General features: G+C 66.2%; 23 protein-coding genes. 4 read left to right on the top strand and 19 right to left on the bottom strand.

Features of this window, described 5'->3' with window-relative positions; translation table 11 throughout:
* Window positions 1-15: 15 nt before the first annotated feature.
* Window positions 16-1674, bottom strand: coding sequence for a carboxypeptidase regulatory-like domain-containing protein (locus ACEOAB_RS09070; RefSeq protein ID WP_495653620.1), 1659 nt, complete (start codon window positions 1672-1674; stop codon window positions 16-18).
* 208 nt (window positions 1675-1882) lie between these two features.
* Between ACEOAB_RS09070 and ACEOAB_RS09065 the strand changes: the two genes are divergently transcribed.
* The 3 genes from ACEOAB_RS09065 (at window position 1883) to ACEOAB_RS09055 (ending at window position 4587) form a co-directional block, all read left to right on the top strand.
* Window positions 1883-2959, top strand: coding sequence for a PLP-dependent cysteine synthase family protein (locus tag ACEOAB_RS09065; RefSeq protein WP_413751243.1), 1077 nt, complete (start codon window positions 1883-1885; stop codon window positions 2957-2959).
* Entirely contained in the window at window positions 2956-4035 is a 1080-nt protein-coding gene (locus ACEOAB_RS09060) for a lipocalin-like domain-containing protein (protein ID WP_413751242.1), read from the top strand. The genes ACEOAB_RS09065 and ACEOAB_RS09060 overlap by 4 nt, the downstream gene beginning before the upstream one ends.
* Before the next feature lie 93 nt (window positions 4036-4128).
* Window positions 4129-4587, top strand: coding sequence for a hypothetical protein (locus tag ACEOAB_RS09055; protein ID WP_495653619.1), 459 nt, complete (start codon window positions 4129-4131; stop codon window positions 4585-4587).
* A 57-nt stretch (window positions 4588-4644) separates the two neighbouring features.
* Here ACEOAB_RS09055 and ACEOAB_RS09050 read toward each other — a convergent pair whose 3' ends face one another.
* The 10 genes from ACEOAB_RS09050 to ACEOAB_RS09005 form a co-directional block, all read right to left on the bottom strand.
* Window positions 4645-5631 (bottom strand): branched-chain amino acid ABC transporter permease, encoded by a 987-nt coding sequence (locus ACEOAB_RS09050; protein WP_413750304.1) that lies wholly within the window; start codon window positions 5629-5631, stop codon window positions 4645-4647.
* Window positions 5632-5641: 10 nt separating this feature from the next.
* Window positions 5642-6517: a branched-chain amino acid ABC transporter permease gene (locus tag ACEOAB_RS09045; RefSeq protein WP_413750305.1), complete on the bottom strand. Its 876-nt coding sequence runs from the start codon at window positions 6515-6517 to the stop codon at window positions 5642-5644.
* Window positions 6518-6559: 42 nt separating this feature from the next.
* A complete protein-coding gene (locus tag ACEOAB_RS09040) occupies window positions 6560-7753 on the bottom strand; it encodes an ABC transporter substrate-binding protein (RefSeq protein WP_056596245.1) in 1194 nt (397 codons plus the stop codon).
* Between the two features lie 28 nt (window positions 7754-7781).
* Window positions 7782-8981: an ABC transporter substrate-binding protein gene (locus ACEOAB_RS09035; protein ID WP_056596248.1), complete on the bottom strand. Its 1200-nt coding sequence runs from the start codon at window positions 8979-8981 to the stop codon at window positions 7782-7784.
* A gap of 34 nt (window positions 8982-9015) precedes the next feature.
* On the bottom strand, window positions 9016-9723 hold the full coding sequence (locus ACEOAB_RS09030) for an ABC transporter ATP-binding protein (RefSeq protein ID WP_056596250.1): 708 nt from the start codon (window positions 9721-9723) through the stop codon (window positions 9016-9018).
* Complete coding sequence (locus ACEOAB_RS09025; RefSeq protein ID WP_413750306.1) at window positions 9723-10493, bottom strand: ABC transporter ATP-binding protein; 771 nt, start codon at window positions 10491-10493, stop codon at window positions 9723-9725. Before ACEOAB_RS09025 ends, ACEOAB_RS09030 begins: the two co-directional genes overlap by 1 nt.
* 246 nt (window positions 10494-10739) lie before the next feature.
* Entirely contained in the window at window positions 10740-12302 is a 1563-nt protein-coding gene (locus ACEOAB_RS09020; protein ID WP_413750307.1) for a DHA2 family efflux MFS transporter permease subunit, read from the bottom strand.
* A 38-nt stretch (window positions 12303-12340) separates the two neighbouring features.
* Window positions 12341-13663, bottom strand: a complete 1323-nt coding sequence (locus ACEOAB_RS09015; protein WP_413750308.1) for an HlyD family secretion protein — start codon at window positions 13661-13663, stop codon at window positions 12341-12343.
* A 48-nt stretch (window positions 13664-13711) separates the two neighbouring features.
* A complete protein-coding gene (locus tag ACEOAB_RS09010) occupies window positions 13712-15187 on the bottom strand; it encodes an efflux transporter outer membrane subunit (protein WP_495653618.1) in 1476 nt (491 codons plus the stop codon).
* On the bottom strand, window positions 15180-15719 hold the full coding sequence (locus ACEOAB_RS09005; RefSeq protein ID WP_042674198.1) for a MarR family winged helix-turn-helix transcriptional regulator: 540 nt from the start codon (window positions 15717-15719) through the stop codon (window positions 15180-15182). The genes ACEOAB_RS09010 and ACEOAB_RS09005 overlap by 8 nt, the downstream gene beginning before the upstream one ends.
* A 76-nt stretch (window positions 15720-15795) precedes the next feature.
* Here ACEOAB_RS09005 and ACEOAB_RS09000 point away from each other — a divergent pair, with 76 nt between their 5' ends.
* The gene (locus ACEOAB_RS09000) at window positions 15796-17580 is read left to right on the top strand and encodes an ABC transporter transmembrane domain-containing protein (RefSeq protein ID WP_413748318.1); all 1785 of its coding nucleotides are present in this window, start codon (window positions 15796-15798) and stop codon (window positions 17578-17580) included.
* 21 nt (window positions 17581-17601) lie between these two features.
* On the opposite strand, the gene ACEOAB_RS08995 is transcribed toward ACEOAB_RS09000, so the two are convergent.
* Genes ACEOAB_RS08995 through ACEOAB_RS08960 form a run of 8 tightly spaced genes read right to left on the bottom strand, consistent with a single transcriptional unit; the run spans window position 17602 to window position 25013 of the window.
* The gene (locus ACEOAB_RS08995; RefSeq protein WP_056596264.1) at window positions 17602-18054 is read right to left on the bottom strand and encodes a DUF1178 family protein; all 453 of its coding nucleotides are present in this window, start codon (window positions 18052-18054) and stop codon (window positions 17602-17604) included.
* Window positions 18055-18061: 7 nt separating this feature from the next.
* Entirely contained in the window at window positions 18062-18676 is a 615-nt protein-coding gene (locus ACEOAB_RS08990) for an NUDIX domain-containing protein (RefSeq protein WP_056596267.1), read from the bottom strand.
* A gap of 4 nt (window positions 18677-18680) precedes the next feature.
* Window positions 18681-18986: a DUF2818 family protein gene (locus ACEOAB_RS08985; RefSeq protein WP_056511131.1), complete on the bottom strand. Its 306-nt coding sequence runs from the start codon at window positions 18984-18986 to the stop codon at window positions 18681-18683.
* Between the two features lie 15 nt (window positions 18987-19001).
* Entirely contained in the window at window positions 19002-20489 is a 1488-nt protein-coding gene (gene nuoN / locus ACEOAB_RS08980) for an NADH-quinone oxidoreductase subunit NuoN (RefSeq protein WP_056596270.1), read from the bottom strand.
* Window positions 20490-20513: 24 nt separating this feature from the next.
* Complete coding sequence (locus ACEOAB_RS08975) at window positions 20514-21992, bottom strand: NADH-quinone oxidoreductase subunit M (RefSeq protein ID WP_056596274.1); 1479 nt, start codon at window positions 21990-21992, stop codon at window positions 20514-20516.
* A gap of 24 nt (window positions 21993-22016) precedes the next feature.
* Window positions 22017-24047 (bottom strand): NADH-quinone oxidoreductase subunit L, encoded by a 2031-nt coding sequence (gene nuoL, locus ACEOAB_RS08970; protein WP_056596277.1) that lies wholly within the window; start codon window positions 24045-24047, stop codon window positions 22017-22019.
* Window positions 24048-24054: 7 nt separating this feature from the next.
* Window positions 24055-24363, bottom strand: coding sequence for an NADH-quinone oxidoreductase subunit NuoK (nuoK, locus tag ACEOAB_RS08965; RefSeq protein WP_007837741.1), 309 nt, complete (start codon window positions 24361-24363; stop codon window positions 24055-24057).
* Window positions 24360-25013: an NADH-quinone oxidoreductase subunit J gene (locus ACEOAB_RS08960; RefSeq protein ID WP_007837742.1), complete on the bottom strand. Its 654-nt coding sequence runs from the start codon at window positions 25011-25013 to the stop codon at window positions 24360-24362. The genes nuoK and ACEOAB_RS08960 overlap by 4 nt, the downstream gene beginning before the upstream one ends.
* Between the last annotated feature and the right edge of the window lie 9 nt (window positions 25014-25022).

The following is a 25022-nucleotide window of genomic DNA, read 5'->3' as shown; positions in this document are numbered from 1 at the left end:
TCGCTCATTGCCGCATCAGCTGCAGTACTGCGCGTTCGCGTCGGTGTTGACCTGCGGCGGCGCGTCGGCTCGGAACTGCTGCACCGGCACCACCGTGCCATTGCAGTTGTCGTCGGTGCGCAGGTCGAACACATGCCAGTAGCGGGTGTCCGTGGTTTCGCCAGCAGGCGGCGAGAACACAGCCTGCGCGCCACGGTTGCTCAGTTCCACGCGCACCGGCGAACCGGTCTGGCCCGGGTTGTAGGTGTCCGAGTAGTTGACGACATAGAAGCGGTAGGTGCGGTTGCGCGCGAGCTTCGCGAAGGTCGTGTACTCGGGTCCGAAGCTGGATATGTCGTCCACGTCGAGGTTCACGAACGGTGCCACGGCCAGCGAGCCCTTCCCGGCGAAGTAGATGTGCTCGCCCACGTTCGCGCCCAGCGTGTGGGCGTCGATGTCGTAGGGCTTCTCGCCCCAGGTCAGCTTGATCGACACAGCCGCGCGCGTCAGCTTCAGGCACCCGTCGATCGTCGTGTCCTGGTCGGACGGGTTGGCACTGACCGCGTTCGACAGCTCCGCCCCCCGGCTCGCCAGCACGAAGGCCGCACCGCCGCGCTTGGCCGGCACCGAGAACTCGCCATTGCCGTTGGTCAGCGCCGAGCCCGAGCCGCTGTACGACTTGCCTTCCGACGACACCAGTGCACCCGCGATGCGCTGGCCTTCGGCGTCCTGCACGCAGCCCTTGATCTGCACCGTGTTGTAGACCTGATCGGCATTCCAGGTCGTGAAGTGCGTGACCGTGCCTTCGTAGTACTGGTTGGGCGCCGTGCCCTGCAAGGTCGCGGCGCCCTCTTCCACCCACAGGCCCGTGGCGGTGTTGTAGAAGAAGAGTGGCACGCTCGTCGGCAGCGTGTCGGTGCGCGACGACGGCGCGATGCGCACCGTGGCGTTCACGCCCGAGGCCAGGTTCAGCGGTGCGCCGTCGGCATCGACGAAGCTGGCGTCGAGCGCGCCGAAGCTCTCCATCGCCGCCGTGCCGCCGCCGCTCGCCGCGAGGTAGTTGCCGGGCATGAAGTTGACGTTCATGGCCGGTGCGATCGGCGTGAGTCGGCCGGTCACCATGCCGGTGGGCGCGCCGCCGTCGGCGCGGCGCAGCGCGTTGGCCGGCAGCTTGACCATCGCGGTCGAGCCCGGCACGGCAAGGTCGCGCGGCGCCGTGGGGTCGAAGGTGTCGGTGAAGGCCACCGGCAGCATCGGCACGTTGACGACCGTGGTAGCGCCCGAGGCCTCGAGCGCTGCCGTGGCGCGGCTCTGCGGCGCGAAGCCGGTCTTGCTGTAGCTCAGCAGCACCGAGCTTGCGTTGGTGACGCCTTCGAGCGTGTAGGTGCCGTCGGCGGCGGTCGTCGCGCTGACGCCGCCGGCCGACACGGTGACCTGGCCCACGCCCGCGCCGTCGGCGGCATTGGTCACCCGGCCCGAGACCTTGGCATTGGCCTGCGCGGGCGGGTTGGTGCTCGGTGGATTCGTGCCGGGAGGGTTCGTGCCAGGAGGGTTGGTGCCCGGGTCGTTGCCGCCCGGCCCGCCCTGGTCGGGCGGCGGAAGGAAGAAGCCCGGCGAACCACCGCCACCCCCGCCGCCGCACGCGACGACGGCCAATGCGACCGCAATGGCCGCCACCACAGGCTTGAAATTCATGACTCGACTCCCTGATTTGTTGAATGACGGGCGAGCGTAAGGAGCGCGGCGCGACGCGAACAGTGCCGAAAGTCACGCGTTGAAACGATGAGAACCCAAGCACTCGCAGGCCAAAGAGGCCGCTGTTCAGTAGGGTTTCCGGCTTTTCGGCGACATCCGGAGACCGTGCCGCGAGGCCGTTTCCGGGGCGGCTTGTAGACTGCCCGCCATGTCACAACCACTCAGCACCACCGGCTGCGGCGACTGGCTCGACAGCGCCATCCGCCGCATCGAGGCCGACTACCAGCGCAGCGCCGACACGCACCTGATCCCGCTGCCCCTGCCCTCGCTCGCGGCGCACGGCATCGACCTGTACCTGAAGGACGAATCGACGCACCCGACCGGCAGCCTCAAACACCGGCTCGCGCGTTCGCTCTTTCTCTACGCGCTGTGCAACGGCTGGGTGCGCGAGGGCACCACCATCGTCGAGGCCTCGAGCGGCTCCACGGCCGTGAGCGAGGCCTACTTCGCGCGGCTGCTGGGCCTGCCCTTCATCGCGGTGATGCCGCGCACCACCTCGCCCGAGAAGGTCGCACAGATCGCCTTCTACGGCGCGAGCTGCCACTTCGTGGACCATGCCGCCCAGGTGTACGAAGAGGCGCGCGCGCTGGCCGAGCGCACCGGCGGCCACTACATGGACCAGTTCACCTATGCCGAGCGCGCGACCGACTGGCGCGGCAACAACAACATCGCCGAGAGCATGTTCCAGCAGATGGCGCACGAGCGGCATCCGGTGCCGAAGTGGATCGTGGTGGGCGCGGGTACGGGCGGCACCAGCGCGACCATCGGGCGCTACCTGCGCTATCGCTGCCACGACACGCAGGTGTGCGTGCCCGACCCCGAGGGCTCGGTGTTCTCGGCCTACCACCGCACGGGCGATGCCTCGCTGACGGACGCAGGCTCGCGCATCGAAGGCATCGGCCGACCGCGCGTGGAGCCCAGCTTCATCCGCACGCTGGTCGACCGGATGATCGAAGTGCCGAACCTCGACTCGGTGGCGGCGATGCATGCACTGTCGGCACTGCTGGGCCGCAAGGTCGGGCCGTCGACGGGCACCAACTTCATCGGCATGCTGGCCGTGGCGCACGAGATGCGCGCGGCGGGACAGCAGGGCTCCATTCTTTCTCTGCTGTGCGATGCGGGCGAGCGCTATCTTCCGAGCTACCACGATGCGGCCTGGGTGCGGAATGCCTTCGGCGACATCGCGCCGGCGCAGCGGCGCATCGATGCACTGGTGGCGGCATGAGGCCTCCTCCTTCGTCGCTGTTCGGCCTCTCGCGGCGCGGCCTGCTGCTGGCGGCGCTCGCGGCCGGGCCGCTGGCGGCGTGGGCACTGCCCGAGCGCCGGATGGAGTTCCCGCGCGACTTCGGCAGCCATCCCGACCTGCACACCGAATGGTGGTACGTCACCGGCCACGCGAAGACTGCGGGCGGACGCGAGTTCGGCTTCCAGGTGACCTTCTTCCGCTCGCGCGTCGAGGCCACGCAGGGCATGCGCTCGGCGTTCGCCGCGAAGCATCTCGTGTTCGCGCACGCCGCCGTCACCGACCTCGAAGGCCGCGTGCTGCTGCACGACCAGCGCATCGCACGCGCGGGCTTCGGCGTGGCGGAAGCCGGCACCAACGACACCGACGTGCGCATCCGCGACTGGTCGCTGGTGCGGGAGAACGGGCTCTACGTAGCGCGCATTCCGGCCGGCGAATTCACGCTCGACTTGCGCTTCACGCCGACGCAGCCGGTGCTTCTTCAAGGCAACGCCGGCCTCTCGCGCAAAGGGCCCGAGGAATCGCAGGCGAGCTACTACTACAGCGAGCCGCAGCTCAAGGCGCAGGGCAGGCTCACGCTCAAGGGACAGGCCTTCGACGTTACCGGCGCCGCGTGGCTCGACCACGAATGGAGCGAAGCGCTGATGCACCCCGAGGCCGTGGGCTGGGACTGGATCGGCATGAACCTCGACGACGGCAGCGCCCTCACCGCCTTCCGCCTGCGGCGCAGCGACGGCAGCGCGCTGTGGACCGGCGGCTCGTTCCGCCAGCGCGATGGCGCGGCACGAACCTTCAGAAACGACGAAGTGCGCTTCGAAGCCCTCAAGACCTGGGACAGCCCGCGCACGCAGGCGAAGTACCCCACGCAATGGCGCGTGCAGACGCTCGCCGGCAGCTTCGAGGTGCGTGCACTGCTCGACGACCAGGAACTCGACAGCCGCGGCTCGACCGGCGGCGTGTACTGGGAAGGCGTGAGCGAGCTGCTCGATGCCCAAGGCCGCCGCGTGGGCCGCGGCTATCTGGAAATGACCGGCTACGCCGCGCCGCTGAAGCTGTAACTGTTGTAGCCGCGCACAAGACCTGACAACCGATTCCTTGCCGCCTGCGTTGGGAATCGTGCCCCACCCATTTGAAAACGGAGGATCACCCACATGAAGATTCGAATCGCAATGCTGGCCGCGGCCGGCGCCCTTTCCATCCTTGCAAGCCCCATCGCCGCCAACGCGCAGGTCTCGGTCAACATCAACGTGCCCGGACTGGTGATGACGGCACCGCCGCCGCCGCGCTACGAGCCCCTGCCCCCGCCACGCGGCGGGTTCGTCTGGGTACCGGGCCGCTGGGCCTGGGCCGGCCGCGCCTACGGATGGCGCCCGGGCGGCTGGCAGCCCGAGCGCGCGGGATACGCCTATGCCCCAGGCCGCTGGGTCGAAGACCGCGGCGGCTGGCGCTGGACCGAAGGCGACTGGCGCCGGCAAGAAGCCCGCCGTGAAGCCCGCCGCGAGCGCGAATGGGACGACGACCACCGCCGCCACGATGGCGGCCATCGGCACGGCCATGACCGCGACCGCGACTTCTGCCCGCCCGGCCAGGCGAAAAAAGGCAACTGCTGATTACTGATTCACAAACACAAAGGGAGCCGAGGCTCCCTTTTTTCTGTTGGCCGCGCGTTACTTCGTCCGTCGTCTGTCGATGAACGCGATGATCTCGCCCATGATCCCCTTGCGGAAGGCCAGCACGCAGATCACGAAGATCAGGCCCGTGACCATGGTCACCGACTCGCCCAGCGTGTTGAACCAGTCCACCGTCGTGATGCGCGCAAGCAGATTGCCAAGTTCGCCGATCTTGTTCTCGAGCAGCACCACCACGGCCGAGCCCACCAGCGGACCCGAGAGCGTGCCCAGGCCGCCCACCAGCGTCATCAGGATGACCTGGCCCGAAGCGGTCCAGTGCACGTCCGACAGCGTGGCGAAGCCCAGCACCAGCGTCTTGAGCGAACCGGCCAGCCCCGACAGCGCCGCCGAGATCACGAAGGCCAGCAGCTTGAAGCGGCTCACGTCGTAGCCCAGCGACAGCGCGCGCGGCTCGTTCTCCTTGATGCCCTTGAGCACCTGCCCGAAGGGCGAATGGATGGTGCGCACGATCAGCAGGAAGGCCGCGACCACGATGACCAGTGCCACGTAGTACATCGTGAGGTCGTTGGACAGGTCGATCACGCCGAACAGCTTGCCGCGCGGCACGCCCTGCAGGCCGTCCTCGCCGCCCGTGAACTTGGCCTGCAGCGCGACGAAGAACATCATCTGCGCGAGCGCCAGCGTGATCATCGCGAAGTAGATGCCCTGGCGGCGAATGGCCAGCACGCCGAAGATCCAGCCGAGGAAAGCGCCGCTGAGCGTGCCCGCGATCAGCCCCAGCTCGGGCGTGAGCCCCCAGACCTTGATGGCATGGCCCGCCACGTAGGCGGAGCCGCCGAGGAAGGCCGCGTGGCCGAAGGACAGCAGGCCCGTGAAGCCAAGCAGCAGGTTGAAGGCCGCGGCGAACAGTGCGAAGCACATGAGCTTCATCACGAACACCGGATAAGCGCCGAGGAACGGCGCCGCGACGAGCGCGACCAGCAGAAGTGCGTAGACGACGAGGGAGATTTTTTTCGTGTTCATGCCACTCGCCTTATTTTTCTTTGCCGAACAGGCCGGCGGGGCGGATGAGCAACACGATGACCATGATCACGAACACAACCGTAGACGATGCCTCGGGATAGAAAACCTTGGTGAACCCTTCGATCACGCCGAGCCCCAGCCCGGTGAGGATGGCCCCCATGATCGAGCCCATGCCGCCGATCACGACCACCGCGAACACCACGATGATGAGGTTCTGCCCCATCAGCGGCGACACCTGCATCACCGGTGCGGCGAGCACGCCGGCGAAGGCCGCGAGCGCGCAGCCGAAGGCATAGGTCAGCGTGATCATCAGCGGCACGTTGACGCCGAAGGCCTCCACCAGCCGGGGGTTCTCGGTGCCGGCGCGCAGGTAGGCGCCCAGGCGGGTCTTCTCGATCACGAACCAGGTCGCGAAGCAGATCACCAGCGATGCAACGACCACCCAGGCGCGATAGTTCGGCAGCACCATGAAGCCCAGGTCGGTGGAGCTCGACAGCGCATCGGGCGCGTCGTAGGGCAGCCCCGACACGCCGTAGACCGAGCGGAACACGCCCTCGATCAGCAGCGTGAGGCCCAGCGTGAGCAAGAGGCCGTAGAGGTGGTCGAGCTTGTAGATCCAGCGCAGCAGCAGGCGCTCGATGAGCACGCCGAAGATGCCGATGACGACGGGCGCCGCGATCAGCATCACCCAGTAGTTGACGCCGAGATACTCCATCGCCATCCATGTCAGGACGGCGCCCAGCATGAACAGCGCGCCATGCGCGAAGTTGATGACATTGAGCAGGCCGAAGATCACCGCCAGCCCGAGGCTCAGGATGGCGTAGAACGAGCCGTTGACCAGCCCCAGGAGGAGCTGGCTCAACAACGCAGGAAGGGAAATGGTCATAAACGTTTCAACGAACCCGGGCGCCTGCGCGCCCGCGGGAGATCACTTCCAGAGGGCGCATTTGCTTTCGGCCTTGGTGGTGAAGACGTCTTCGCCGTTCAGCTTCTGGACCACCTTGTAGTAGTCCCACGGCTGCTTGGATTCGGCCGGCGACTTGACCTGCACAAGGTACATGTCGTGCACGAAGCGGCCGTCGGCGCGGATGCTGCCCTTGGCATAGAAGTCGTCGACCGGGGTCTTCTTGAGCGTCTCCATCACCTTGTCGGCGTCGACCGTCTTGGCGGCCTGCACGGCCTTCAGGTAGGTCATGGTGGCCGAATAGTCGGCGGCTTGGATATCAGTAGGCATGCGCTTGGTCTTCTCGAAGAAGCGCTTGCCGAAGGCGCGCGTCTTGTCGTCGAGGTTCCAGTCCCAGCTGGTGGTGAGCAGCAGGCCTTCGGTGTTCTTCAGGCCCAGGCTGTGCACGTCGGTCACGAACACCAGCAGGCCGACCATCTTCATGGTCTTGGTGATGCCGAATTCCTTGGCCGCCTTGATCGAGTTGATGGTGTCGCCGCCCGCATTGGCCAGCGCCAGCACCTGGGCCTTGGAGTTCTGCGCCTGCAGCAGGAACGACGAGAAGTCGGAGGTGTTGAGCGGATGCTTCACGCTGCCCACCACGGTGCCGCCCTTCTCCTTCACGACCTTGGATGCGTCGGCTTCCAGTGCCTGGCCGAAGGCATAGTCGGCCGTCAGGAAGTACCAGCTCTTGTCGCCGCGCGCGATCACGGCGCTGCCGGTGCCCTTGGCCAGCGCCACGGTGTCGTAGGCGTAGTGCACGGTGTAGGGACTGCACTGCTCATTGGTGAGCGCCGAGCTGCCGGCACCGTTCACGACGAACACGCGCTTCTTCTCCTGCGCCACCTTGGCCATGGCCAGCGCGGTGCCCGAACTGGTGCCGCCGAACAGCATCGTCAGGCCCTGCGTGTCGATCCATTCGCGCGCCTTGGAAGCCGCGATGTCGGCCTTGTTCTGGTGGTCGGCCTGCAGCAGTTCGATGGGCATGCCGTTGACCTTGCCGCCGAAGTCGTCGATGGCCATCTGGATCGCGAGGGCGCCGTTCTTGCCCTCCACGTCCGCGTAGAGGCTTGACATGTCGGTGATGAAGCCGATCTTGACCTTGTCCTGGGCCTGGGCGGCGCCCGCGGCCAGCGCTGCGGCGGCGAAGACGGCGGTATAGGCGAATGCTTTTTTCATGGGAGCTCCTGAGAAAGGTGTCGAGGGGTTATTTCCAGAGCGCGCACTTTGATTCGGCCTTCGTCGTGAAGACCGTGTCGCCGGGCAGCTTCTTCACGAGCTTGTAGTAGTCCCAGGGCGTCTTCGATTCGGCCGGCGACTTGACCTGCATCAGGTACATGTCGTGCACGTAGCGGCCGTCGGGACGGATCTGGCCGGAACCGAAGAAGTCGTTGAGCTTCATCTTCTTGAGCTCGGCCATGACCTTGTCGGCGTCGTCCGACTTGGCCGCATCCACCGCCTTGAGGTAGGTCATGGTGGCGGAATAGTCGGCCGCCTGGATCTCCGTGGGCATACGCTTGGCCTTCTCGAAGAAGCGCTTGGAGAACTTGCGCGTCTCGTCGTTCAGGTCCCAGTACCAGCTGGTGGTGAACTGCAGGCCCTCGGTGTTCTTCAGGCCCAAGCTGTGCACGTCGCTCAGGAAGATCAGCAGGCCGGCGAGCTTCATGGTCTTGCCGATACCGAATTCCTTGGCGGCCTTGATGCTGTTGACGGTGTCGCCGCCCGCATTGGCGAGGCCGAGGATCTGGGCCTTGGAGTTCTGCGCCTGCAGCAGGAACGACGAGAAATCGGAGGCATTGAGCGGATGGCGCACCGAGCCCACGATCGTGCCGCCCTTGGCCTTCACGACGGTGGAGGTGTCGGCTTCGAGCGCATGGCCGAAGGCGTAGTCGGCGGTCAGGAAGAACCAAGTCTTGCCGCCGCCGTCGACCACGGCCGCGCCGGTGCCCTTGGCGAGCGCCACCGTGTCGTAGGCGTAGTGCACGGTATAGGGCGAGCACTGTTCGTTGGTCAGCACAGACGACGCAGCACCGTTGTTGAAGTACACCCGCTTCTTCTCGGCTGCTACCTTGGCCAGTGCCAGGCCCACACCGGAGTTGGTGCCGCCGAACACCATGCTCAGCCCCTGCGTGTCGATCCACTCGCGCGCCTTGGAAGCTGCGATGTCGGGCTTGTTCTGGTGGTCCACCGTCAGGAGCTCGACGGGCTTGCCGGCCGCCTTGCCGCCGAAGTCGTCGATGGCCATCTGAATCGCCAGCGCGCCGTTCTTGCCTTCGAGGTCGGCATACAGGCTCGACATGTCGGTGATGAAGCCGATCTTGATCTTGTCCTGCCCTTGCGCCTGGGCTGACGCGGCGAGCGCCAGTGCGCCAAGAGCCAGGGCGAATGCGGTAAGCCTATTTTTCATGTTTGTCTCCAGCAGTAGCAACGGGTGAAAGAACCTAGACGCCGAGCAATTCGGTGAGCACCGGCATCTTGGCTTCGAGTTCGGCCGCGCCGAATTTTTCGACGATGCGGCCGTGCTCCATCACATAGAAGCGGTCCGCCAACGGCGCCGCGAAGCGGAAGTTCTGCTCCACCATGACGATGGTGTAGCCCTTGGCGCGCAGCATGGTGATCATTCGGGCCAGCGCCTGCACGATGACCGGCGCGAGGCCTTCGGAGATTTCGTCGAGCAGCAGCAGCTTGGCGCCGGTGCGCAGGATGCGCGCCACGGCCAGCATCTGCTGCTCGCCGCCCGACAGGCGCGTGCCCTGGCTGTGGCGGCGCTCGGCGAGGTTGGGGAACATGGCGTAGATCTCTTCGACCGACATGCCCTGCCCCGCGCCTTTCAGCTCGGGCGGCAGCATGAGGTTTTCTTCGCACGAAAGGCTCGCGAAGATGCCGCGCTCCTCCGGGCAATAGCCGATGCCGAGGTGCGCGATGCGGTGCGTCGGCATGCCGATGGTTTCTTTGCCGTTGACCTCGATGCTGCCCTTGCGTGCGCCGGTGAGCCCCATGATCGCGCGCAGCGTGGTGGTGCGGCCCGCGCCATTGCGGCCCAGCAGCGTGACGACTTCGCCCGGCTGCACGACCATGTCGACGCCGTGCAGCACATGCGACTCGCCGTACCAGGCTTGCAGGCCCTTGATCTGAAGTGCCGCGGTCATCAGTGGGCCCCTTGCAGCTGGCCGTCGGTGGTGCCCATGTAGGCCTCCATGACCTGGGGATTCGCGGAGACTTCGGCGTAAGGTCCTTCGGCCAGCACGGCGCCGCGCTGAAGCACGGTGATGGTGTCGGCGATGGTGGAGACCACGCTCATGTTGTGCTCCACCATCAGGATGGTGCGCCCCGCCGACACGCGCTTGATGAGCTCGGCCACGCGGTGCACGTCTTCATGGCCCATGCCCTGCGTGGGCTCGTCGAGCAGCATCAGCTCGGGCTCCATGGCCAGCGTGGTCGCGATCTCAAGCGCGCGCTTGCGGCCGTAGGGCAGGTTCACGGTCTGCTCGTCGGCGAGTGACTCGAGGCCCACCTCGGCGAGCAGTTCGCGGGCGCGCGCGTCGAGCGGCTTGAGCGACTTCTCGCTCTTCCAGAAGTGGTACGAAGTGCCCAGCCGGCGCTGCAGGCCCAGGCGCACGTTCTCGAGCAGCGTGAGGTGCGGGAACACGGCGGAGATCTGGAACGAGCGGATGACGCCGCGCCGCGCGATCTGCGCGGGCCGCTCGCCGGTGATGTCCTGTCCGTTGAAGAGGATCGTGCCGGTGGTCGGCTCGAGGAACTTGGTGAGCAGGTTGAAGCAGGTCGTCTTGCCGGCGCCGTTCGGGCCGATCAGCGCGTGGATCGAGCCGCGCACCACCGAGAGATTGACCTTGCTGACCGCAGTGAACCCCTTGAATTCCTTGGTGAGCTCGCGTGTTTCGAGGATGACGTCGCTCATCTCGCGAGGTCGCCCGGATTCGGAAAAAGAAAGTCGGTCATGCGGTCCATCCCAATGCGCCACCATTGAGCGCGGACCGATTGTTCGTGCGTGCCACTCGCTTGGATACTGGGGCAAATGCCTATGCTGCAGTGCAACCTGCGCGGACCTGTGCGGCATCCGAATCGGGAGTGTCGTCGCAGCGACAAAGAAAACCCCCAGGCTCCTTGCGGAGGCTGGGGGTCGATGAGGCGACGGTGCGTGCGCTCAGTGCGCGCCGGCTGCGGCGTCGCTGCCGGCACCGCCGCGCTGCGGCCGCGCCAGCCACACCAGCGGGATCAGCAGCAGGAACAGGATCGCCGACGCATAGAAGATGTCGTTGGTCGCCAGCATGAACGACTGCTGGTCGACGATGCGGTTCAGCTGCCCCAGCACCTGCTCGCTGCTGAAGCCGCTGCTCGCGAGGCCAGACATCGCGCTGGTCGCCGCGTTGTTGCCCTGGTTCACGGTCTCCGCCAATTGCGAGTGATGCAGCGCCGCGCGGTTCTCCCACAGCGTGGTGGTGATCGACGTGCCCATCGCGCCCGCGGTGATCCGCAGGAAGTTCGACAGCCCCGACGCGGCCGGGATGCGGTCGGGCGTGAGGCCCGACAGCGTGATGGTCACGAGCGGAATGAAGAAGAACGCCATCGCGATGCCCTGGATGATCGTCGGGATGATGATCGTCACGAAGTCGGCCTGCGTGTTGAAGTTCGAACGCATCCACAACACCAGCGCGAACACCAGGAACGAGAAGGTCGCATAGCGGCGCGGATCGATCTTGGCCACGGTGAGCCCCACCACCGGCGAGAAGAAGATCGCCAGCAGCCCCACGGGCGCCATGATCATGCCGGCCTGCGTCGCGGTGTAGCCCATCCATTGCTGCAGCCACAGCGGCAGCAGCACCACGTTGCCGAAGAACAGGCCATAGGCCACGGCCGTTGCCACGGCGCCCGACCAGAAATTGCGGCGCTTGAAGAGCGACAGGTCGACCACCGGGTGCTTGTCGGTCAGCTCCCACACCAGGAAGAACGCGAAGCCGACCACGGCCACCACCGCCAGCGTGATGATCTGCGCCGAGTGGAACCAGTCGAGCTCCTTGCCCTTGTCGAGCATCAGCTGCAGCGAGCCCACCCACAACACCAGCAGCGCCAGGCCGATGGCGTCGATCGGCACCTTGTGCGTGGCGCTCTCGCGGTGGCGGTACAGCGCCCAGGTGATGGCCGCGGCGACGATGCCCACCGGGATGTTGATGTAGAAGATCCACGGCCACGAGATGTTGTCGGTGATCCAGCCGCCGAGCAGCGGCCCCATCACCGGCGCGACCAGCGTGGTCATCGACCACATCGCCATCGCGAGGCCCGCCTTGGCGCGCGGATAGCTCGACAGCAGCAGCGTCTGCGACAGCGGGATCATCGGACCCGCAACGAAGCCCTGCAGCGCGCGAAAGGCGATCAGCGTCGTCATGTTCGGCGCCAGGCCGCACATCAGCGAGGTGATCATGAACAGGATCACACTGGCCATGAACAGGCGCACCTGTCCGAAGCGCTGCGTCATGAAGCCGGTGAGCGGCACCGCGATGGCGTTGGCCACCGCGAAGCTGGTGATGACCCAGGTGCCCTGCGTGGTGCTCACGCCCAGGTCACCGGAGATGGCAGGCAGCGACACGTTCGCGATCGACGAGTCGAGCACGTTCATGAAGGTTGCCGCAGACAGCGCGACCGTGCCCCAGAGGCGGGCTGCGCCCTCGAGCGGCGGATGCGCGACGTAAGCAGGAGCAGCGGTGGCCATGGGGCGGGCTGTTTACCTGAGGAAGAAGGTCCGGGCGATCAGCCCGGGTGCCCTTGCACGGCCACCGACGTGGCAGGCGCTGTCGGGCTCTTCGCCGGTGCGGCAGCTGCCGTGGCCGACGCGCTGCGGCCGAGGTTGGCCGCGACGATGCGCTCCACTTCGGCGTCGGCGCCGCGGTCGAGCTGGCTGTAGACCTGCGTCTGCGTCAGCGCGGCGGCGCGCGGCGCGTCGGCGAGCATCTTGCCGCTCTTCGATGAGATGTCGATCTCGGCATCCATCGACAGGCCGATGCGCAGCGGGTTGGACTTGAGCTGCTCGGGATCGAGCGCGATGCGCACGGGCACGCGCTGCACCACCTTGATCCAGTTGCCGGTGGCGTTCTGCGCGGGCAGCAGCGCAAACGCACTGCCCGTACCCACGCCGAGGCCCGCGACCTTGCCGCTGTATTCGATCTTCTTGCCGTAGACGTCGGCCGTGAGCTTCACGGGCTGGTCGATGCGGATGTTGCGCAGCTGCACTTCCTTGAAGTTGGCGTCGACCCACAGCTGGTTGAGCGGCACGATCGACATCATCGGCGTGCCGGCGGCCACGCGCTGGCCGAGCTGCACCGTGCGTTTGGCGACGTAGCCGTCGACCGGCGCGGGCATGGCCACGCGCTGCGTGGCGAGGTAGGCCTCGCGCACCTTGGCGGCAGCGGCCAGCACGCTCGGGTGCTGGGCCACGCTGGTGCCTTCGGTCAGCGACTGGTTGCTGACCAGGGCTTCCTTCGCGGCGACCACGCCGGCCTGCGCCGCGGCGAGCTGGCTCTTGGCGGTGTCGAGCTGCGTTTCGGCATGGTTGAGCTCTTCCTTCGACACGGCGCCGTTGCCCGACAGCGCGCGGCGGCGCTGCAGGTCGTCCTGCGCCTTGGCGATGTCGCTCTGCGCCTTGACGATGTCGGCCTGGCGCAGCGTGACCTGCGCGGCCAGCGAGCCATTGTTGGCATACAGCGTGCGCACCTGGCGCACGGCCTGCGCGAGCGCGGCTTCGGCCTGTTCAAGCGACACCTTGGCGTCGGCCGGGTCGAGCTGCACCAGCGGCTGGCCGGCCTTCACGAAATCGGTGTCGTCGGCGTTGATGGCCATCACGGTGCCGCCGATCTGCGGCGTGATCTGGATCACGTTGCCCTGCACGTAGGCGTTGTCGGTGTCCTCGTAGTGGCTGGCGACCAGCCATTCGTAGACACCCCAGCCGCCGCCGGCGACGATCACCACCGCGGCGAGCGCGGTGAGTGCGCGGCGGCGCTTGCCGTTGCCGGCGGGCGCCTCGGGGGCTGCGGAAGCTGCGGCTGCAGCGGGCGTCGGAGTGTTGTTGTCGCTCATGATGAAGTTCTTTCCGAAGACGAAAAAATCGGACTGGTTCGGGTGGTGTCAGTTCAGCGCGGCTGATGGCGCGGCTGCCGTGGCGGTGGCCGGGGGCTGCCAGCCGCCGCCCAGCGCGCGCGCCAGGCCCACCTGCGTGTCGAGCGCGCGGGCGGCCAGATCGACCGCCAGCCGGCGCTGCGCCAGCACGGAGGTTTCCGCCGTCAGCACGTTGAGGTAGTTGCCGAGGCCCGCGCGGTAGCGCTGCACGGCGATGTCGTAGGCGCCCTCGGCAGCGGTCTGCGCGGCGCGTTGTTCGGCTTGCTGGCGCGCGATCGACTGCGCGCTGGTGGCCTGGTCGGCCGCGTCGCGCACCGCGTCGAGCACGGTGGCGTTGTAGCTTTCGATGGCCACGTCGAGGTCGGCCGACTTGCCGCGCAGGTTGGCCCGCAGCTTGCCGCCTTCGAAGATCGGCAGCGTGATGGCCGGGCCCACGCCCCACTGCTCGCTGCCCGACTTCAGCAGCTTGCCGAAGCCCAGGCTCTGGAAGCCGGCGAAGGCCGTGAGGTTCACGTTGGGATAGAACAGGGTCTTGGCATTGGCCACGTCGCTCGTGGCGGCCTCGACGCGCCAGCGCGCGGCGGCGATGTCGGCACGGCGGCCCAGCAGGTCGGCCGGAATGTTTGCCTGCAGCGCCATCGGCTTGACGTTCGCCAGCACCGGCGGCTTGAGCGATGCCGACACGTTCGGCTGGCCGACCAGCGCATCGAGTGCGTGCTGCTGCAGCGCGATCTGCTCGTTGAGCGATTCGATCTGCTGGCGTGCCTCGGGCAGGCCGCCTTCGCTCTGGCGCAGTTCGAGACGGGTGTCGAGGCCGGCGGACACGCGGTCGCGCACGAGCTTGAGTGTTTCGTCGCGCTGCGCCAGCGTGCGCCCGGCAACGGTGAGCTGGTCGTTCAGGCGCGCCCACTGGAAGTAGCTGCGCGCCACGTTGCTCGCGAGCAGCACGCGTGCGGCATCCGCATCGGCGGCCGCGGCGTTGGCCGCGGCGATGGCGGTATCGAGCGCGCTGCGGTTCTTGCCGAAGAAGTCGAGTTCCCAGCTGGCGCTGAGCTGCAGCAGGCCGATGTTCTGCGTCGAGCCGCCCAGCGGTGCGGGGTAGATGTAGTTGGTGTTGAACTTCTGGCGCTTCAGGTCGAGGTCGCCCTTGACCTGCGGCTTGAGCGCCGCGCCGGCGATGTCGGCCGAGGCCTGTGCTCGCGCGAGACGGGCCTGCGCGACCTGCAGGTTCGGGTTGCCGGCCACGGCCTGGTCGATCAGCGAATCGAGCTGCGTGTCGCCGAAGGCCAGCCACCATTGGTTGTCGAGCCGGGACGCCGGCGCCGCGGCGCTGTCGGGCGCGATGCCCAGCGACGAGGCGTCGCGCAGTTTGGCCTGCGAGCCTATGCCTGACATGTCGGCACAGCCGGCCAATGCCACCACCAGCAGTGCGGCGGCCACGATGGGGGTGCGACGCACGGCGCGCACGGCGAGGGAATCAGTCATTTTTATCTCCACGGGCCGCGAGGGCCTGGGCGTTGTCGAGGATGCGGCGCAAGTACCCCTTGAGCTGCTCCCATTCTTCGGTGCTGAAGCCGGCAAGGTGTTCGTTCTGCACACGGCTCAGCACGTAGGGCACTTCCTTGGCGGCGGCACGGCCTTCGTCGGTGAGCTCGATGTTGACCACGCGGCGGTCTTCGAGCGATCGCACGCGGCGGCACAGGCCCTTGGCCTCGAGGCGGTCGAGCAGGCGCGTCATGGCACCGGTGTCGAGTTCGCAGGCTCGGGCCAGTTCGGCCACGGTGGTAGCGGCGCCTACATGCAATTTATAGAGAGGCACCCACTGCGGATAGGTCGGGCTGCCCGGCTCGCACATGCGGTTTTCGACCGACTGGCCGACCGCCGTAACGATGCGGCGCATCAGGTAGCCGATGCTTTCTTCGGTACGGTAGGTTTCCGGGCTGTAGAAGGCTGCAGGCGCGCGACGCTCGGCGTCGGCAGGCGCCGACGGGGCTTGGGGGGTAGTTGCATCGCTCATGGGCCGAATATTAGTTGCCGAGGCAGTTATTGTCAAGGCTGCCTTTGTAGTAGCAATGTTTCTGTAGAATCCTTCCATGGCTTCTCCCCCACCGTCTTCCATGGCCAAGGGCTCGCCCCGATCACTCTCGGGCCTGAGCCCTTTTCTTCGTCCCTACCGGGTGCAGATCGTCCTGGCAGGCATCTTTCTGGTGATGGCGGCGCTCACCACACTGGTTTTTCCTATCGCATTACGCAGCCTGATTGACGGTGGTTTGATCAGCGCCGACAAGGGCGCCCAGACGATGGCGCTGCGCGAGCACTTCGGCGCCCTCTTCGCGGTGGCAGTGGCGCTCGGTCTTTTCTCGGCGGCGCGCTTCTATACGGTGAGCTGGCTGGGCGAGCGCGTGACGGCCGACATCCGCAACGCGGTCTATGGCCACGTGCTGAAGCAGAGCCCGGCCTTCTTCGAGACCACGCAGACCGGCGAGGTGCTCTCGCGCCTGACGGCCGACACCACGCTGGTGCAGACGGTCGTCGGCTCTTCATTGAGCATGGGCCTGCGCAACGCGGTGATGGGCGTGGGCGCGCTGGCCGTGCTGGTGTGGACCAACCCCTATGTGATGGTGCAGGTGCTGGGCATCCTCGTGCTGGTGGTGCTGCCGAGCATGTGGTTCGGCCGCCGCGTGCGCAAGCTGTCGCGCGCCAGCCAGGACCGCGTGGCCGATTCGAGCGCCATCGCCGCCGAGGTGCTGAACGCGATTCCGGTGGTGCAGAGCTACACGGCCGAAGGCCGCGAGGCCGCGCGCTTCAGCGGTTCGACGGAGAACGCCTTCCGCACCGCCGTGCGCCGAACCAAGGCACGCTCGGTGCTGGTGGCGTTCATCATCATCGCGACCTCCGCGGCGCTGCTCTGGGGCCTGTACCAGGGCACGCAGGCAGTGCTGCGCGGCGACATCACGGCCGGCCACCTGGGCCAGACTGTCGTCTACGTGGCCATCCTGGCCAGTGCGACCGCCGTGCTCGGCGAGGTGTACGGCGACTTGCTCCGCGCGGCCGGCGCAACCGAGCGGCTGATGGAACTGCTGCATGCACCCGCGGCCATCTTTTCACCGTCGAATCCGACGGTCGCGCCCGTTCCCGTAGCGGGCAGCGCGATCAGGTTCGACGCAGTGACCTTCCATTACCCGTCCCGGCCGGACACGCCGGCATTGCGCGGCTTCAGCCTCGACGTCGCGCCCGGCGAGACCGTGGCGCTGGTGGGGTCGAGCGGCGCGGGCAAGAGCACGGTGTTCCAGTTGCTGCTGCGCTACTACGACCCGCAATCGGGCCGCCTGCTGCTCGACGGCACTCCGCTGGCTTCGCTCGCCCTGCCCGACCTGCGCACCCGCATCGGCCTGGTGCCGCAGGATGCGGTGATCTTCTCGACCAGCGCGTTCGAGAACATCCGCTACGGCCGGCCCGAGGCAACGGCCGAGGAGGTGCACGCCGCCGCCCGCGCCGCCTTCGCCCACGACTTCCTGCAGGCGTTGCCCGAGGGCTACGACACCTTCCTCGGCGAGCGCGGCGTGCGCCTGTCGGGCGGACAGCGCCAGCGCATCGCGATCGCGCGTGCGATCCTCAAGAACCCGCCGCTGCTGCTGCTCGACGAGGCCACGAGTGCACTGGACGCGGAGAGCGAACGCATGGTGCAGGCGGCACTGGAATCGGCGATGGAAAACCGCACGACGGTCGTGATCGCCCACCGCCTGGCGACGGTACAGAAGGCCGACCGCATCGTGGTGCTGGACCACGGCGGGATCGTCGAGCAGGGAACGCACGCGACGCTGGTGGCGCAGGGCGGCGTCTATGCGCGCCTCGCTGCGCTCCAGTTCACGGCATGAGAACGGCCGCGGCCCGGTCAGCTACTGCAGGGTTTCCTTGAGCGCAGCCGGTATCGGCAGAGCCATCACCGCAATGCCCTCGTCGAGCAGCGCCTCGGCCTGCTCGGGCGTGGCCTGTCCGCGAATGCCCCGTTCCTGGGCCTCGCCGTAGTGCATCTTCCGGGCTTCGTCGGCAAAGCGCTCGCCGACGTCTTCGGTCTTCGCCAGCACCTCGCGCACGGCTCGCATCCAGCGGGCCTCGGGCGAGAGTTCGGCGGGAACAACGTTTGAAGCGGCAGTTGCAGCGGCTTCCTGCGGCGCCTTGGCATTGCCGAGGTTCAGGCGCGGCGCGCTCAGCAACTTGACGATCGCGGTGTCGCCGCAGACCGGGCACTCGACCAGTCCGCTCGCCAACTGGCTGTCGAAGGCCTCGTTGGACGCAAACCAGCCCTCGAAGCCGTGGCCGTGTGCGCAGCGGAGATTGAGAACCTTCATGCGCGGATTATCCCGCGCTGCCTTCTGCCGGCACGGCCTGCCAGTCCAGAGCCCATGCGCCCGAAAGGACGTTCTGCAGCCAGAGCGTGCAGGTCAGCGTCTTGGCATCGGTCACGGTGCCGTCGCGGCACCAGCCGGCCAGCTCTTCGGGCGTGGCCGTGAACACGTCGAGGAACTCGCCATGGTCGAGCTGCCGCTCGCCCAGCGAAAGACCGCGCGCGAAGTAGATGTGGATGATCTCGGTCGAGTAGGCCACCGCCAGGTGCATCGCACCCGCATGCGCCCATTCGCGCGCGGTATAGCCGGTTTCCTCGAGCAGCTCGCGCCGGCCGCAGACGAACGGGTCTTCACCCGCGTCGAGCTTGCCCGCGGGGAATTCGATCATCACGTGGCCCACCGGGTAGCGGAACTGGCGCTCCAGCACCACGCGGCCATCGTCCAGCAGCGGAATGACCACCACGGCACCCGGGTGCACCACGTACTCGCGCGTGGCGGTGTGGCCGTCGGGCAGGCGCACAGTGTCGCGCTTGGCGTGCAGGAAGTTGCCCTTGAAGAGCTCCACGCTCTGCGTGAGTTCTTCCTTCAGGTGCGAATCGGTGGTCGTGTTGGTTGTCGAAGTCATGTCGTCAGTGCCTGTGCTTCATCAGGTAGCGCCAGGTGAACCCGGGAAAGGCCAGCACAATGAACAGCGCACCGGTCACCGCATAGAACTCCCAGCCCTGCGAGGCGATCTGCCCTGCCCTGCGCTCGAACAGCAGCCCGACGCCGCCCGCCAGAAAGTACAAGACCACCAGCTCGGCGAGCCGCACCGCGAGCGACTTGGGTGTTGTCGCCAGAGGCACGACGCCGAACAGGCGGTCGTTAAAGAACGGCAGGTTGGCGGCCACGAGGGCCACCAGCAGAACGACCCAGACCGACGCGGTTTGCGACACCCGAGGTCGGCCGCGTCAGTGGGCCAGCGTGGCCACGATCGCGTCGTAGCAAAGCGTCATCAGGCCGCCGGGCACGATGCCCAGGATCAGGATCAGCGCGCCGTTGATCGTGAGCACGGTGCGCACGTCGCGCGGTGCCGACACCGTGGTGGCCGTGACGGGCTCATCGAAGTACATGACCTTGACCACGCGCAGGTAGTAGAAGGCGCCGATCAGCGACATCATCACCGCGAACACGGCCAGTCCGATGTAGATCGCCTGGCCCGAGGCGATCAGCGCCTGCAGCACGGCCAGCTTGGCGTAGAAGCCGACCAGCGGCGGCAGGCCGGCCAGCGAGAACATCGCGATGGCCATCACGCCGGCATACAGCGGGCTGCGCTGGTTCAGGCCTGCGAGGTCGGTGATCTCTTCGCTTTCGAAGCCTTCGCGCGCCAGCAGCAGGATGATGCCGAAGCTCGCGAGCGTGGTCAGCACGTAGGTCACGATGTAGAACATCGAGGCGCTGTAGGCGAACTGGGCGTTGTACGTGCCCTGCTGGTCCGAACCCGCCACCAGGCCGAGGAGCATGAAGCCCATCTGCGAGATCGTCGAGTACGCCAGCATCCGCTTCAGGTTGCTCTGCGCAATGGCGGCCAGGTTGCCGACCAGCAGCGAGGCAATGGCGAGCACGGAGAGCATCTGTTGCCAGTCGATGGCCAGCGGCTGCAGCGCGTCGACCAGCAGGCGGATGATGATGGCGAAGGCGGCCAGTTCGGGCGCGGCGCCGATCAGCAGCGTGACCGCCGTCGGTGCGCCCTGGTAGACGTCGGGCACCCACATGTGGAACGGCGCAGCGCCCACCTTGAAGGCCAGGCCGGCCACGATGAACACCAGGCCGAACACCAGCACCTGGTGGTTCACCTTGCCGCTCGCGATGGACTTGAACACTTCGTTGACGTCGAGCGAACCGGTCGCGCCGTACATCATCGACAGGCCGTACAGCAGGAAACCGCTGGCCATGGCGCCGAGCACGAAGTACTTCATGGCGGCTTCGCTGGCCACCGCGTTGTCGCGGCGCAGCGCCACCAGCGCATAGCTCGACAGCGTGAGCAGTTCCAGGCCCAGGTAGATCAGCAGGAAGTTGCTACCCGAGATCATCACGAACATGCCCAGCAGCGCGAACATGCTGATGGTGAACAGTTCGCCGCCGCGCAGCATCTCGCGGTCGGCCGCGTAGGGACGACCGTAGACCAGCGTGACCATCAGGGCGACGGTGGCAAAGCATTTGAGCCAATTGCCCATCGGATCGCTGACGACCATGCCGCCGAAGCCGTAGGCAGTCTTGCCACCGAGGGCGGCGAGGCCCGACAACACCGCGACCACGGCGAGCGTGGCCAGCGTCAGTACATAAGTGCGGGTACGGCGCGGGCTCGCGTCCGACAGGTCGACCAGCGCAATGATGCAGGCCATGACCAGCAACACGATTTCGGGGTAGATCGTGACCCAGCTGAGTTTGTCAATCATCTCGTTCTCTTCTTCAGCGTGGCATCAGGAGGGCAACTTGGAAATCGCCACGTGGCGCAGGAGCTCGGACACCGAAGCGTTCATCGAGTCGGTGAAAGGCTTCGGATAGAGGCCCATCCACAGCACGGCGATCGCCAGCAGCGCCAGCATCAGGAACTCGCGGGCGTTGATGTCGCTGACTTCCTTGACGTGGTCGTTGCCGACCGGGCCGAGGTACACGCGCTTGTACATCCACAGGGTGTAGGCGGCACCGAAGATCAGCGCGGTGGCTGCCGCCATGCCGATCCAGAAGTTGGCCTTCACGGCACCCAGGATCACCATCCACTCGCCCACGAAACCGGCGGTGCCCGGCAGGCCGCAATTGGCCATGGCGAACAGCAGCGCGAACGCGGCGAACTTGGGCATGGTGTTGACCACGCCGCCGTAGTCGGCGATCTGGCGCGAGTGCACGCGGTCGTACAGCACGCCGATGCCCAGGAACATGGCGCCCGACACGAAGCCGTGCGCAATCATCTGCACGATGCCGCCGGATACGCCGAGCTCGTTGAAGATGAAGAAGCCGAGCGTCACGAAGCCCATGTGGGCCACCGACGAGTAAGCCACCAGCTTCTTCATGTCCTGCTGCACCAGCGCGACCAGGCCCACGTAGATCACCGCGATCAGCGACAGCGCGATCATGAGCCAGGCCCATTCGTGCGAGGCGTCGGGCGCGATGGGCATCGAGAAGCGCAGGAAACCGTAGGCGCCCAGCTTCAGCATGATCGCGGCCAGCACGGCGGAGCCGCCGGTGGGCGCCTCGACGTGCACGTCGGGCAGCCACGTGTGCACCGGCCACATCGGCACCTTCACCGCGAAGGCCGCGAAGAACGCGAAGAACAGGAAGGTCTGCGCGCTCGCACCCAGCGGCAGCTTGTGCCAGCTCAGGATGTCGAAGCTGCCGCCCGACTTGTTGTACAGGTAGATCAGCGCCACCAGCATCAGCAGCGAGCCGAGCAAGGTGTAGATGAAGAACTTGAAAGCTGCGTAGATCTTGTTCGGGCCGCCCCAGATGCCGATGATCAGGTACATCGGGATCAGCGTGGCTTCGAAGAACACGTAGAACAGCACGCCGTCGAGTGCAGCGAACACGCCGATCATGAAGCCCGACAGGATCAGGAACGCGCCCATGTACTGGTTCACGCGCTCGGTGATCACTTCCCAGGCCGAGATCACGACGACGACCGTGATGAACGACGTCAGCAGCACCAGCCAGAGCGACATGCCGTCGATCCCGAGGTGGTAGTTGACGTTGAAGCGCGAGATCCAGCCCGTCTTCTCGACGAACTGCATCGCGGCGCTACTGTTCTGGAAACGCGTGACCAGCGGCACCGTGACCAGGAAGCTCACGATGGAACCGACGAGCGCGACCCAGCGTACGCCTCTGGCGTGCTCGTCACGGCCAAACGCCAGCAGCACGGCGCCGAATGCGATCGGCACCCAGATGGCAAGGCTCAACAAACCCATTTTTCTTTTTCTCCAGCGCTAGGCTCAGCGTTTGAACCAGACGAAGTACGTCATCAGGATGAAGATGCCGAGCAGCATCGCGAAGGCATAGTGATAGATGTAGCCGGACTGCATCCAGCGAACCACGCCTGAAACCCGGCCGACCAACTTCCACGAGCCGTTCACGACGGCACCGTCGATCAGGGCCTGGTCGCCACCCTTCCACAGGCCGGTACCGAGCGCGCGCGTGGCGCGGGCGATGACGTTCTCGTTGAACCAGTCCATGTAGTACTTGTTCTCGAGCAGGCGGTAGATCGGGCCGAAGGCGCGCTTGATCGCGGCCGGCAGCGCCGGGTTGATCATGTACATGTACCAGGACAGGACCACGCCGGCCAGCGCCAGCCAGAACGGCGGCGCCGTCAGGCCGTGGATGGCCATGGCCACAGGACCGTGGAAGGCTTCTTCCAGCTCCTTCATGGCGTGGTGGCGGGTGCCGTCCACGGCGATCGCGTTCTTGAAGAACTCGCCGAACAGCATCGGCTCGATCGTCATGAAGCCGATCACCACCGAGGGAATGGCCAGCAGCACCAGCGGCAGCCAGACCACCATCGGCGATTCGTGCGGCTTGTGGTCGTGGTGGCCATGGCCGTGGTCGTCGTGGCCATGGTCGTCATGGTGCGCATCGGGGTTCTGGTCGTAGCGTTCCTCGCCGTGGAAGACTAGGAAGTACATGCGGAACGAATAGAACGCCGTGATGAACACGCCGGCCAGCACCGCGTAGTACGCGAAGTTCGCGCCCCACAGGTGGCTCTCGTGCACTGCTTCGATGATGCTGTCCTTCGAGTAGAACCCGGCGAAGAACGGCGTGCCGATCAGCGCGAGCGAACCCAGCAGCGAGGTGATCCAGGTGATCGGCATGTACTTGCGCACGCCCCCCATCCAGCGGATGTCCTGGTTGTGGTGCATGCCGATGATCACCGAGCCCGCGCCAAGGAACAGCAGCGCCTTGAAGAACGCGTGCGTCATCAGGTGGAACACCGCGACCGAATAGGCCGAGGCACCGAGCGCCACCGTCATGTAGCCGAGCTGCGAGAGCGTCGAGTACGCGACCACGCGCTTGATGTCGTTCTGGATGATGCCCAGGAAGCCCATGAACAGCGCGGTGATGGCGCCGATCACGAGGATGAAGCTCAGTGCCGTGTCGCTCAGTTCGAACAGCGGCGACATGCGCGCCACCATGAAGATGCCGGCCGTCACCATCGTTGCCGCGTGGATCAGCGCGGAGATGGGCGTCGGGCCTTCCATCGAGTCGGGCAGCCACACGTGCAGCGGGAATTGCGCGCTCTTGCCCATGGCGCCGATGAACAGGCAGATGCAGATCACCGTGATGAGCATCCACTCGGTGCCCGGGAAGGTGATGCCGGCCAGCGTGTTGGCCTTGGCGAAGGCTTCGCCGTAGTTCAGCGTGCCGGCATAGGCCGCGATCAGGCCGATGCCGAGGATGAAGCCGAAGTCGCCCACGCGGTTGACCAGGAAGGCCTTCATGTTCGCGAAGATCGCAGTCGGCCGGTTGAACCAGAAACCGATCAGCAGGTACGACACCAGGCCCACCGCCTCCCAGCCGAAGAACAGCTGGAGCATGTTGTTGCTCATGACGAGCATCAGCATCGAGAAGGTGAACAGCGAGATGTACGCGAAGAAGCGGTTGTAGCCGTCGTCTTCCTCCATGTAGCCGATGGTGTAGATGTGCACCATCAGCGACACGAAGGTCACCACGCACATCATCATGGCGGTGAGGCCGTCGATCAGGAAGCCGACTTCCATCTTCAGGCCGCCAACGGTCATCCATTCGTAGATGGTTTCGTTGAAGCGGGCGCCATCGGCCACCACGCTCTTGAGCGTCATGGCCGAAATGATGAAGGCGACCAGCACGCCCAGGATGGTCAGCGAATGCGTGACCTTGCGGCCGATGTGATCGCCGCCGAACTTGGTGCCGAACAGGCCGGCGACGACGGCGCCGACCAGGGGTGCCAGCGGCACGGCCAGCAGGGTGGATGCGGAAAGGGTTGCGCTCATGTTGCGTTCAACCCTTGAGTGAGTTGAGTTCGTCGACGTTGATGTTCGACTTGTTGCGGAACAGCAGGACCAGCAGCGCCAGGCCGATGGCCGACTCGGCCGCGGCCACCGTCAGGATGAAGAACACGAAGATCTGGCCGTGCATGTCGCCCAGATAGTGCGAGAACGCCACGAAGTTCATGTTGACCGCGAGCAGCATCAGCTCGATGGCCATCAGCAGCACGATGAGGTTCTTGCGGTTCAGGAAGATGCCGATCACGGACAGCGCGAAGAGCATCGCGCCGAGCGAGAGAAAGTGTCCGAGCGTGAGCGTCATGCCTTGTTTTCCTTTGCAGCGTCCGCAACTTCGACCACAGGCTCCGCAGCACGCGTTGCCGGCATCTGCACGATGCGCACGCGGTCACGCGCCTTCACGCGGACCTGGTCGGCCGGGTTCACGTACTTGCTGTCCTTGCGGGTGCGCAGCGTCAGTGCGATGGCCGCCACGATGGCCACGAGCAGGATGACCGCGGCGATCTCCAGCGGGTAGAGGTATTCGGAGTAAAGCAGCTTGCCGAGTTCGAGCGTATTGGAAGTGTTGGCCCCCATCGCACCGGCAGCGGCGCGCGGTGCCTCGCCCAGGCGGAAGCCGCCCATGAGCACGGCCGCCATTTCGAGCGCGATGAGTGCGCCGACACCGGCGGCCAGCGGGAAGTGCTTCCAGAAGCCCTCCCGCAAGCTGTCGACGTTGATGTCCAGCATCATCACGACGAACAGGAACAGCACCATCACGGCGCCGACATACACCAGCACCAGAGAGATCGCGAGGAACTCGGCGCGCAGCAGCAGCCAGATGGCCGATGCCTGGAAGAAGGCCAGCACCAGGTACAGCGCGGCATACACGGGATTGCGGGCGGTGATGACGCGGAACGCTGCGAACAGCAGCACCACGGCAAACAGATAGAACAGACCGGTCTTGACGTCCATGGAATTCGA

The sequence above is a fragment of the Variovorax sp. Varisp53 genome (genome assembly GCF_059491555.1).
Note: the sequence above shows the minus strand (reverse complement) of the source record. Positions and strands in the feature narration are given on the sequence as shown.

Excerpts from the sequence above, each read along its gene's own strand:
- ACEOAB_RS09070 (WP_495653620.1), bottom strand. The coding sequence starts at position 1,674 with ATGAATTTCAAGCCTGTGGTGGCGGCCATTGCGGTCGCATTGGCCGTC.
- ACEOAB_RS09065 (WP_413751243.1), top strand. The coding sequence starts at position 1,883 with ATGTCACAACCACTCAGCACCACCGGCTGCGGCGACTGGCTCGACAGC.
- ACEOAB_RS09060 (WP_413751242.1), top strand. The coding sequence starts at position 2,956 with ATGAGGCCTCCTCCTTCGTCGCTGTTCGGCCTCTCGCGGCGCGGCCTG.
- ACEOAB_RS09055 (WP_495653619.1), top strand. The coding sequence starts at position 4,129 with ATGAAGATTCGAATCGCAATGCTGGCCGCGGCCGGCGCCCTTTCCATC.
- ACEOAB_RS09050 (WP_413750304.1), bottom strand. The coding sequence starts at position 5,631 with ATGAACACGAAAAAAATCTCCCTCGTCGTCTACGCACTTCTGCTGGTC.
- ACEOAB_RS09045 (WP_413750305.1), bottom strand. The coding sequence starts at position 6,517 with ATGACCATTTCCCTTCCTGCGTTGTTGAGCCAGCTCCTCCTGGGGCTG.
- ACEOAB_RS09040 (WP_056596245.1), bottom strand. The coding sequence starts at position 7,753 with ATGAAAAAAGCATTCGCCTATACCGCCGTCTTCGCCGCCGCAGCGCTG.
- ACEOAB_RS09035 (WP_056596248.1), bottom strand. The coding sequence starts at position 8,981 with ATGAAAAATAGGCTTACCGCATTCGCCCTGGCTCTTGGCGCACTGGCG.
- ACEOAB_RS09030 (WP_056596250.1), bottom strand. The coding sequence starts at position 9,723 with ATGACCGCGGCACTTCAGATCAAGGGCCTGCAAGCCTGGTACGGCGAG.
- ACEOAB_RS09025 (WP_413750306.1), bottom strand. The coding sequence starts at position 10,493 with ATGAGCGACGTCATCCTCGAAACACGCGAGCTCACCAAGGAATTCAAG.
- ACEOAB_RS09020 (WP_413750307.1), bottom strand. The coding sequence starts at position 12,302 with ATGGCCACCGCTGCTCCTGCTTACGTCGCGCATCCGCCGCTCGAGGGC.
- ACEOAB_RS09015 (WP_413750308.1), bottom strand. The coding sequence starts at position 13,663 with ATGAGCGACAACAACACTCCGACGCCCGCTGCAGCCGCAGCTTCCGCA.
- ACEOAB_RS09010 (WP_495653618.1), bottom strand. The coding sequence starts at position 15,187 with ATGACTGATTCCCTCGCCGTGCGCGCCGTGCGTCGCACCCCCATCGTG.
- ACEOAB_RS09005 (WP_042674198.1), bottom strand. The coding sequence starts at position 15,719 with ATGAGCGATGCAACTACCCCCCAAGCCCCGTCGGCGCCTGCCGACGCC.
- ACEOAB_RS09000 (WP_413748318.1), top strand. The coding sequence starts at position 15,796 with ATGGCTTCTCCCCCACCGTCTTCCATGGCCAAGGGCTCGCCCCGATCA.
- ACEOAB_RS08995 (WP_056596264.1), bottom strand. The coding sequence starts at position 18,054 with ATGAAGGTTCTCAATCTCCGCTGCGCACACGGCCACGGCTTCGAGGGC.
- ACEOAB_RS08990 (WP_056596267.1), bottom strand. The coding sequence starts at position 18,676 with ATGACTTCGACAACCAACACGACCACCGATTCGCACCTGAAGGAAGAA.
- nuoN (WP_056596270.1), bottom strand. The coding sequence starts at position 20,489 with ATGATTGACAAACTCAGCTGGGTCACGATCTACCCCGAAATCGTGTTG.
- ACEOAB_RS08975 (WP_056596274.1), bottom strand. The coding sequence starts at position 21,992 with ATGGGTTTGTTGAGCCTTGCCATCTGGGTGCCGATCGCATTCGGCGCC.
- nuoL (WP_056596277.1), bottom strand. The coding sequence starts at position 24,047 with ATGAGCGCAACCCTTTCCGCATCCACCCTGCTGGCCGTGCCGCTGGCA.
- nuoK (WP_007837741.1), bottom strand. The coding sequence starts at position 24,363 with ATGACGCTCACGCTCGGACACTTTCTCTCGCTCGGCGCGATGCTCTTC.
- ACEOAB_RS08960 (WP_007837742.1), bottom strand. The coding sequence starts at position 25,013 with ATGGACGTCAAGACCGGTCTGTTCTATCTGTTTGCCGTGGTGCTGCTG.